General features: G+C 58.9%; 8 protein-coding genes, 1 tRNA gene and 1 pseudogene. 4 read left to right on the plus strand and 6 right to left on the minus strand.

Annotated elements, in window-relative coordinates:
- Positions 1 to 16: 16 nt before the first annotated feature.
- The 4 genes from ACEW8G_RS16925 to ACEW8G_RS16940 form a co-directional block, all read right to left on the minus strand.
- Positions 17 to 1288: a dihydrolipoamide acetyltransferase family protein gene (locus ACEW8G_RS16925; RefSeq protein WP_373489561.1), complete on the minus strand. Its 1272-nt coding sequence runs from the start codon at positions 1286 to 1288 to the stop codon at positions 17 to 19.
- A 6-nt stretch (positions 1289 to 1294) separates the two neighbouring features.
- Complete coding sequence (locus ACEW8G_RS16930; protein WP_373489568.1) at positions 1295 to 2299, minus strand: alpha-ketoacid dehydrogenase subunit beta; 1005 nt, start codon at positions 2297 to 2299, stop codon at positions 1295 to 1297.
- 41 nt (positions 2300 to 2340) lie between these two features.
- Positions 2341 to 3615: a 3-methyl-2-oxobutanoate dehydrogenase (2-methylpropanoyl-transferring) subunit alpha gene (locus ACEW8G_RS16935; RefSeq protein ID WP_373489562.1), complete on the minus strand. Its 1275-nt coding sequence runs from the start codon at positions 3613 to 3615 to the stop codon at positions 2341 to 2343.
- A 118-nt stretch (positions 3616 to 3733) separates the two neighbouring features.
- Entirely contained in the window at positions 3734 to 4675 is a 942-nt protein-coding gene (locus tag ACEW8G_RS16940; RefSeq protein WP_373489563.1) for a thymidylate synthase, read from the minus strand.
- A gap of 187 nt (positions 4676 to 4862) precedes the next feature.
- Here ACEW8G_RS16940 and ACEW8G_RS16945 point away from each other — a divergent pair.
- From ACEW8G_RS16945 to ACEW8G_RS16960, 4 genes are all read left to right on the plus strand, one after another.
- A tRNA-Pro gene (locus ACEW8G_RS16945) sits at positions 4863 to 4939 on the plus strand.
- 61 nt (positions 4940 to 5000) lie between these two features.
- On the plus strand, positions 5001 to 7265 hold the full coding sequence (locus ACEW8G_RS16950) for a hypothetical protein (protein WP_373489564.1): 2265 nt from the start codon (positions 5001 to 5003) through the stop codon (positions 7263 to 7265).
- 81 nt (positions 7266 to 7346) lie between these two features.
- The gene (locus tag ACEW8G_RS16955) at positions 7347 to 7763 is read left to right on the plus strand and encodes a type II toxin-antitoxin system RelE/ParE family toxin (protein WP_373489565.1); all 417 of its coding nucleotides are present in this window, start codon (positions 7347 to 7349) and stop codon (positions 7761 to 7763) included.
- Positions 7714 to 8106, plus strand: coding sequence for a helix-turn-helix domain-containing protein (locus tag ACEW8G_RS16960; RefSeq protein WP_373489566.1), 393 nt, complete (start codon positions 7714 to 7716; stop codon positions 8104 to 8106). Before ACEW8G_RS16955 ends, ACEW8G_RS16960 begins: the two co-directional genes overlap by 50 nt.
- A gap of 19 nt (positions 8107 to 8125) precedes the next feature.
- On the opposite strand, the gene ACEW8G_RS16965 is transcribed toward ACEW8G_RS16960, so the two are convergent.
- Both ACEW8G_RS16965 and ACEW8G_RS16970 read right to left on the minus strand, forming a co-directional pair.
- The gene (locus ACEW8G_RS16965; RefSeq protein ID WP_373489567.1) at positions 8126 to 8326 is read right to left on the minus strand and encodes a hypothetical protein; all 201 of its coding nucleotides are present in this window, start codon (positions 8324 to 8326) and stop codon (positions 8126 to 8128) included.
- Positions 8327 to 8380: 54 nt separating this feature from the next.
- A pseudogene (locus ACEW8G_RS16970) lies at positions 8381 to 8514 on the minus strand (dihydropteroate synthase); the annotation flags it as partial.

Below are 8514 nucleotides of genomic sequence, written 5' to 3' on the forward strand. Positions count from 1 at the left end.
CTATTGCCCGGCCCCCTCAATCCGCAAAAATATAGATCGGCGTTTCAACGCGGCGCTTGAAGGCTTGGACAAAGCTCGCCGCATCATACCCATCCACAACGCGGTGATCGCACGAAATCGACAGGTTCATCATTTTGCGGATCACCACCGCGCCATCGATCACCATTGGCCGCTCGACAATCTTGTTCGGTCCGATGATCGCGACTTCAGGCCGATTGATCACAGGGGTGGTGGCGATCCCGCCCAGTGGCCCCAGCGAAGTGAGCGTCAGCGTCGAGCCAGACAGTTCCTCGCTCTTCGCCTTGCCGCTGCGTGCGGCTTCTGCCAGCCGCGAAATCTCGGACGCCATGTCCCACACGCTCATGCTTTCAGCGCCGCGCAGCACCGGCACCATCAACCCGGCATCAGTCTGGGTGGCGATGCCCAGATGCACCGCGCCAAAGCGCGTGACGACGTTCGCCTCGTCATCGAAGCGCGCGTTGAGCATCGGGAAGTCGCGCAGCGTCTTGCACAGGGCAGCGATGATGATCGGCAGCGCGGTCAGCTTTGGGCGATCCCCCCGGCTGGCATTCATCTCCGCGCGCATCTCTTCCATTTTCGTCACGTCGATCTCGTCGACATAAGTGAAATGCGGGATGTTGCGCTTGGACTCAGCCATGTTTTGCGCGATCCGCTTGCGCATGCCGATGACGCGGATAGCCTCATCGGCTTTGCGCCCGGCGCCTGCACGGGTGCCACCGTAGTTCAGGAACGCATCGAGATCCGCATGGCGGATACGACCGCCCTCGGCGGGGCGCACCTTGGCCAGATCAATCCCCAGATCGCGCGCGCGCTGGCGCACCACGGGCGATGCCAGCACCTTGGCGTCCGACGCATGCTCGGTCCCCTGCGGGGGCTGCGGCGCAGCTTCAGCCGGTGCCTTTGAAGCCACGGCAGCAGGTGCCGCAGCCGGTTCAACCGGCGGTGCTTTGGGCGTCTCAGCCTCGATCACTTCAGCCGCTGGCGCGAAATCGGTGACAGGTGCGGCCCCGGCATCGGCGACCTCGCCCTCAACCTCGATCTCGACCAGCATCGAGCCAATGGCGATAACATCGCCCTCTGCGCCCGCGACCTTGCGGACGATACCGGACACCGGCGATTCCATCTCGACCGTCGCCTTGTCGGTCATCATGTCGGCGATGCGCGCGTCTTCCTCGACGCGGTCACCCACCTTGACGTGCATCGCGACGATTTCCGCCTCGGCAATGCCTTCGCCGATATCGGGCAGGTTGAAGGTAAAAATGGCCATGGCGGGTCAGTCCTTCATGATCTTGGCAATGGCGCGGCCGATGCGGACCGGGCCTGGGAAATACGCCCATTCAAGGCTGTGCGGATAGGGCGTGTCAAAGCCGGTGACGCGCTCGACCGGGGCTTCAAGATGATAGAAGCAGCGTTCCTGCACCAGCGCTGACAGTTCTGCGCCAAAGCCGCTGGTGCGCGTTGCCTCATGCACGATCAGGCAGCGCCCGGTCTTTTTGACCGACGCTTCGATGGTTTCGATGTCGAGCGGCAACAGCGTGCGCAGGTCGATGACCTCCGCGTCAATCCCGTTCGCCTGCACCACAGCATCGGCAACATGCACCATCGTGCCATAAGCAAGGATGGTCAGCGCCTCGCCCGCCCGCACGATGTTCGCCTTGCCCAGCGGCACGGTATAATAGCCTGCGGGAACTTCGGACGCGGCGTGCTTCGACCAAGGCTCGACCGGGCGATCATAATAGCCGGTGAACGGCCCGTTGTAGATGCGCTTGGGTTCAAAGAAGATCACCGGATCATTGTCTTCAATCGCCGAGATCAGCAGGCCCTTGGCGTCATAGGGGGTGGAGGGGATCACCGTCTTGAGGCCCGAGACATGGGTGAACAGGCTTTCGGGGCTCTGACTGTGCGTCTGCCCGCCGAAGATGCCGCCGCCGAACGGCGAGCGCACTGTGATCGGCGCGATGAACTCTCCGGCAGAACGATAGCGCAGCCGCGCTGCCTCCGAGATCAGCTGGTCGATGCCCGGATAGATATAGTCGGCGAACTGGATTTCGGGCACGGGGCGCATGCCATATGCCCCCATGCCGACTGCGACGCCGACGATGCCACATTCGCTGATCGGCGTATCGAACACCCGCGTCTTGCCATGCTTTTTCTGCAGACCAGCGGTGCAGCGGAACACCCCGCCGAAATAGCCGACATCCTCGCCCATCACCACAACATTGGGGTCGCGCTCCAACATCACGTCCATGGCGCTGTTGATCGCCTCGATCATGTTCATGCGCGGCGTAGTCTTCGTCTGCGTGTCTGCCACGGGATCGCTCACTTCGGCCATTTCGCGGCCCTTTCTTCCAGCGCCTGCGTCTGTTGTTCCTTCAGATGCCAGGGCAGGTCCTCAAACACATCCTCGAACATCGTTTCGAACGGCTGGTGCATGCCATGGCCGAGAACACCGTTCTTCTCAGCCTCCTTGGTCGCGGCCTTGACCGTTTCTGCGAGCTCAAGGTCCATCGCGGAGTGACGATCCTCATCCCAGATGCCAAGCCCGATGCAATGCGTCTTCAGCCGCGCGATGGGGTCACCCAGCGGCCATTCCGCGCTTTCATTGGCGCTGCGATAGGCCGAGGGATCGTCAGAGGTGCTGTGCCCCTCGGCGCGATAGGTGAAATGCTCGATCAGCGTTGGCCCCATATTGGCGCGCGCGCGCTCCGCCGCCCACTGCGTCGCAGCATAGACCGCCAGCGCGTCATTGCCATCGATGCGAAGGCCGGCGATGCCATAGCCGACCGCGCGCGCCGCAAACGTCGTGCGCTCCGCCCCTGCGAACCCGGAAAAGCTTGAAATGGCCCATTGGTTGTTGACGACGTTGAGGATCACCGGCGCGTTGAACACCGAGGCAAATGTCATCGCGCTGTGGAAATCACCCTCTGCGGTTGATCCTTCGCCGCACCAGCAGCTGGCAATGCGCGTGTCGCCCTTGATCGCGCTCGCCATCGCCCAGCCCACGGCCTGCGGATATTGTGTCGCCAGGTTCCCCGAGATGGTGAAGAAGCTGAGTTCCGGCACCGAATACATGATCGGCAGCTGGCGGCCTTTCAGCTTGTCGCCCCGGTTTGAGAAAATCTGGTTGATCATCTCGATCAGCGAATAGCCGCGCCAGATGAGAATGCCCTGCTGGCGATAGCTGGGGAACACCATGTCATCGCCCTGCATCGCGGCCGCAGCGGCAATCGATGTCGCCTCCTCGCCGGTGCATTTCATGTAAAAGCTGGTCTTGCCCTGCCGCTGCGCCCGGTAAAGCCGCTCATCGAACGCGCGCGTCAGCGCCATCGCGCGCAGCATTTTGAGCAGAGTATCATCGGACAGACGCGGGTCCCATGGGCCGACCGCCTTGCCCTCATCATCGAGAACGCGCACCATCCCGAAGGCCAGATCGCGCATGTCGTGCGGCGACGTGGCCTCATCGGGCCGCGCCAGCAGCCCGGCCGCGGGCACCTCGACATCGCTGAAATTGACCGGATCACCGGGGCGAGAGCGTGGCTCTGGCACATGCAAAGACAGCGGCGTCAGGTTGGTTCTGGCGGGGCCATCGGCCATCAAACGATCCTCTCAGGGCTTTTGGATCAGCCGACTCAAGCTCTTGACGGCCTTTCGACTAATTGCAGCGATAAGACACATTATTACAAGCGCTGAATTAGGTCAATAGTGCTGCCCTTCACACCGCGACGGGTGCAGATATATGCGCTTGGGGTGCATAATCGAGCACCTCGAAATCGTCGATCGCATAATCGAATACGCTGGGCGGTCGGCGGTGAATGACGAGGCGAGGATTGCCTTGCGGGGTGCGCGCCAGCTGGGTCTCGACCAGATCGGCGTGGTTCAGATACAGATGCACGTCGCCACCGTTCCAGATCAGTTCGCTCGGCTGCAGATCGCATTGCTGCGCCAGCATCCGGGTGAGCAGCGCGGCAGAAAAGATATTGAACGGCACCCCGAGCGCCATATCGCACGAGCGTTGATACAACAGGCAGGTCAACCGGCCATCGGCTGCAAAAAACTGATAGGTCTTGTGGCACGGCGGCAGCGCCATCTGATCGAGTTCAGCGACGTTCCAGCCTTCAAGTATGTGCCTGCGCGACCCCGGTTCGTGCCGCAGGCTTTCGACCAGCTCTGCAATCTGGTTGATGCCCTGCGACCGACGACGAAAGTGCCCGCTGCCATCATCCAGCGGCTCATAGACCGGCCAGTCGACCCACTGCTTGCCATAGACCGGGCCAAGATCGCCCCAACGCAAGGCAAAACCTTCATCCGCAATGATCTGCGCCTCGAAGGCATCGCGGTCGATGTCCTCACCGCTCGCCCGGCGGTAAGCGTCGAGCGGCCAGTCGGTCCAGATGTGCACCCCCTGCGCCACCAGGGGACGAATGTTGGTGTCGCCGGTCAGGAACCACAGCATCTCGCGCGCCGCCGCCTTCCAGTAGATGCGCTTGGTGGTCAGCAACGGGATCGCATCACCTGCAAGATCGAACCGCATCGACGCGCCAAAGACGGATCGCGTGCCCACCCCGGTGCGGTCAGAGCGCTCGTGCCCCTGTGTCCAGATCTGCTGCATCAGGTCAAGATACTGCCATTCAAAATGGCGATTTTGCGCGGCCATGGGCGTGCGACTCTGCAGGGCGGTTTCCATGACGGCAAGCACTAGCATGGTGCCGCTCGCGCTGCCAACGCCGCTGCGCACCGACTACCGACGGCCCGCCATAATTGCCTGCTTGCATGGCCAGCACAGCGTGGCTATAGGCACGCCCCTGCCTCCCAGGCGCCGCGAGGCACCATGAAGTCTGGGTCGGGGAGTAGCTCAGCCTGGTAGAGCACTGTCTTCGGGAGGCAGGGGCCGGAGGTTCGAATCCTCTCTCCCCGACCATTTCAACAGCAATTCCATTTGGCAACCGTGCCGCCGCGTTGAAGCAGAATAATCGTCCATAATGGACCTATCTGCGTTTGCTCGTCCTCCATGTCTGCCGCCACATGCTTCCCAAATGTTTGGGGGGCAAATGACAATAGATTCGACTGATCGCATCGCTTGGCGAACGAAAGCTGAAACCGTTACAGAAATGACGTTCGCGTCCTTTCGAAAAGAGTTGATCCACGAAACACCCGCGATCAGGGAATTTCTTGACGATAAGCGCGGCCGGAAATTCGTTGTTTCTGCGCCGCGCGGGTTTGGCAAAACGCTTTTGCTCATTGCCAAAAGTCTTGATGTCGAAGAGCGCACGGGTGGTCGCCTGACCGGCGCAGCAGGGCAGATCATCGACCGGCCGACGGGCACCTTTCCAAACATGTCCGATGATTTAATCAAACGGCTAAAGGTCGATTATGCCTACTGGCAGAATATCTGGCGAATTGCGATCCAGGCTGCCTGCATAAAGCACTATTTTCACAAAATCGGCCGGCCATTGAAAAAGGGCACGCTGGATTGTGATCCCCATATCGATGCCGCGATCTGCAACCCGGATATCTATTTTTCTGCCTGCGATTTTTTCGTTTTCATCATCCAGCAAACCAATCAGACGCAGATGAAAATATTGCAGCGACCGGGTGCAATCGGCCCATCCTTTAACACAATCAGCAGTCAGATTTCGCTGTTCATCGACGATGTCGAGGAATATTTCAAACCAGCGTTGGAAGACCTGACGATCAAGCATCCGAACGTCGAGCAAGACGATATCGGGTCCCTCTATTACCATAGTTTGAGCAACGAAATTTGGACGATTGCACAATGTGCACTGGTTGGAACCGCGACCGAACTCAACGAAACCAACCGGCATGTCAAAATCTATTGTTCGATCCGCCATGAAGCATTCTTGAAAATTTCAGAATACGACAATCGGTTTCAGAAAATTTATGGTTCCACATTGCAGGTCGAATATGGATACGACGATTATCTCGATATTTTTGTCAAGAATATCAATCTGCTGAAATCCACAGAGTTGGTTGAACCGGATGCGAGAGACCCTATCGACCGCTTTTTCGGATCAAAATGCCGCCGGATCCGCCATCAGGTGATGCAGACATCTCAGCCGGTGTTCGATTTCATTCTGCGTCACACGCTGTACAGGCCACGCGATCTGATGATGATTGGCGAGGCGATTACCGACATCCCACTTAAAAAGCGGGTGAGCGCCGGAACGCTGCAAAGGGCAGTATCCCAGTCAAGCCATGCTATTTTCGCAAGCGTGCTTGCAGAGATGCGGCCGTTTTTTCCAATTCCCAACATTGATCAGCTGGCACGGCTGATCCCGAAGAACGCGTTGACCAGTCAGGACATCGACCTCATCACCGCCAGTTATCTGGAACCGATGGGCGTGGAGTCAGGAACCAGTGCGCTTGAGCATTCCCCCTTTTGCGTCCTCTTCCGGCTTGGACTGCTTGGCACCATCTTGCGCAATTTCAACGAAGTTTTGCCCTATCAGCATTTTCGCAAGCCGTTCGAAGTGACATTCGAAGACGGCTGCGCCCTGCCGCCGACCGAGGAATATTATCTTATACACCCCAGCCTTGATCAGTTCATTCTGGATCGTTCAGGCATCCGCTATCGCCACGATTTCGAGGCGAGAAACATCGTCGGCGATGGTCTGCCATGGGCCGAGCCACTCAAATCCTATTTTGTGTTCAAGGGCGATGTCTGCGGTTTCAGCGACATCATGGAAACCGACGCTTATCCTTTGCTGATCGGGCGGCTCGAGACATGGGCACAGAACCTTGCCGAAGATGTGTATTATTACGAGATATTTGGCGGGGATTCGGTGGTGTTCATCGACAGGAATCCATTCCGGCTGGTCAATGCCGTTAACCGCTTTCTGACCAGCGCGCGACAATTCACCGAACAGCAGATCTCGCTGCGCTTTGGCGGCTCGGCGGGGCCTCTTCTGTTCCACAAGACAAACCGCAGACGCGATCAGGACAGCTACGACATTGATGTGCCGATGGGGCTGCCGCTGCGTTACGCCGCGCGCATTGAACCGCTGGCAACGCCCAACACAATGATCGTCGATGATGCCTTCCGCCAGCGGATGCTGGAAATGAGCAACGGTGATCATCAGTCGGACGGGCTGTCGTTTGAGCCGGTCAAGGCCAGATCGATCGGATTGGACGCCGACGAGAACCAGCGCGTCATGGTTCGCAAGGGACCGACCGATCCGGCATATGCCACCCATTTATGGACTTTGCATACGCATAATGTCGGCTAGGCCACCGCGCTGTCACCATCCGGCAGCGCATCTTAACCTGATATTCACCCTTGCAATTCTATATCGGAAAGACCATAAAACATGACGCAAAACCCGGGCAGAATGATAGATTTTGTTGGGTCGAGCTTAAAGGATGTGCAGAAATTTCCCGATGAGATGAAACAGATGGTGGGTCACGCTCTTGAAATGGCACGCGCGGGATTGAAACATCCTGACGCCAAGCCGCTAAAGTGCAAACATGGTGCTAGCCTGATGGAACTGGTTTTGCGGTTCGACGGTGATGCCTATCGCGTGGTCTACACCACACGCTTTGTCGACGCGGTCTATTGTCTTCATGCATTCAAGAAAAAATCACATCACGGCATCGCAACGCCGGAGCGGGAAATCGCGCTGATCAAGAAACGGTTTGCTGATCTGCAGCAGAGCCAGAAGCAACAAGGAAGCAGCAATGAGCGACCCAAACGTACCTCAAAGCAACGTCGCAAACGCCGCAAGTGACAACGAGCCCTTCACGGTCCAGCGCGGCAGCGGCAACGTGTTTGCCGATCTTGGCTTTGCCGATGCCGATACGATGGCACTCAAATCGAGCCTTGCCATCCGGCTGGCCGAACTGATCAAGCAGCGCAAGATGACCCAGACCGATGCGGCCCGGATCACCGGCATCGATCAACCCAATCTGTCACGGGTGCTGCGGGGCAAGCTCAAGGATTTCAGTTCAGACCGACTGGTCAAGGCGCTCAACCTGCTTGAGGCTGACATCGAAATCACCGTCTCCACCAGGGGTCAGAAAATCGGTGATACCATCGTGCTGGCGTCAACGGCAGCCGAAACGGCCTGGTGACCTGGCCGACAGGGCAGCTTTAACGCAACCCCTCGGCCGTCAGCAGTGACTGCCCGTCGTTCGTCGGTATCGACCAGATCACCACATTGGCGACCATCACCGCTGCCAGCACCAGCATCAGTGCGGGCTGTTTGCGCTGGCCCCGGCGCAACAGGACCATGGCGCCGATGACCAGCGCCAGCGATGTCAGCATTGCGACAGAAAGAATGAGATTGGTCATCGGTGCAGCCCTGCATTTCGCTTGAGGCCCAACGCTATGCGCGATTGCGGGCGGTCAATCCAGCCCCGGCATGGTCAGCGCCGCATCGCGCAGGCCGCGCCAGACACGCGCTGCCTGCACCGTTTCGGGCACATCGTGCGCCCGGATGATCTGCGCGCCCGCCGCCATCGCCTGCATCGCAAGCGCAA

Source organism: Blastomonas sp., assembly GCF_041747255.1.
Lineage (GTDB): Bacteria > Pseudomonadota > Alphaproteobacteria > Sphingomonadales > Sphingomonadaceae > Blastomonas.

Excerpts from the sequence above, each read along its gene's own strand:
- ACEW8G_RS16940 (WP_373489563.1), bottom strand. The coding sequence starts at position 4,675 with ATGGCCGCGCAAAATCGCCATTTTGAATGGCAGTATCTTGACCTGATG.
- ACEW8G_RS16925 (WP_373489561.1), bottom strand. The coding sequence starts at position 1,288 with ATGGCCATTTTTACCTTCAACCTGCCCGATATCGGCGAAGGCATTGCC.
- ACEW8G_RS16950 (WP_373489564.1), top strand. The coding sequence starts at position 5,001 with ATGGACCTATCTGCGTTTGCTCGTCCTCCATGTCTGCCGCCACATGCT.
- ACEW8G_RS16955 (WP_373489565.1), top strand. The coding sequence starts at position 7,347 with ATGACGCAAAACCCGGGCAGAATGATAGATTTTGTTGGGTCGAGCTTA.
- ACEW8G_RS16930 (WP_373489568.1), bottom strand. The coding sequence starts at position 2,299 with ATGAACATGATCGAGGCGATCAACAGCGCCATGGACGTGATGTTGGAG.
- ACEW8G_RS16965 (WP_373489567.1), bottom strand. The coding sequence starts at position 8,326 with ATGACCAATCTCATTCTTTCTGTCGCAATGCTGACATCGCTGGCGCTG.
- ACEW8G_RS16935 (WP_373489562.1), bottom strand. The coding sequence starts at position 3,615 with ATGGCCGATGGCCCCGCCAGAACCAACCTGACGCCGCTGTCTTTGCAT.
- ACEW8G_RS16960 (WP_373489566.1), top strand. The coding sequence starts at position 7,714 with ATGAGCGACCCAAACGTACCTCAAAGCAACGTCGCAAACGCCGCAAGT.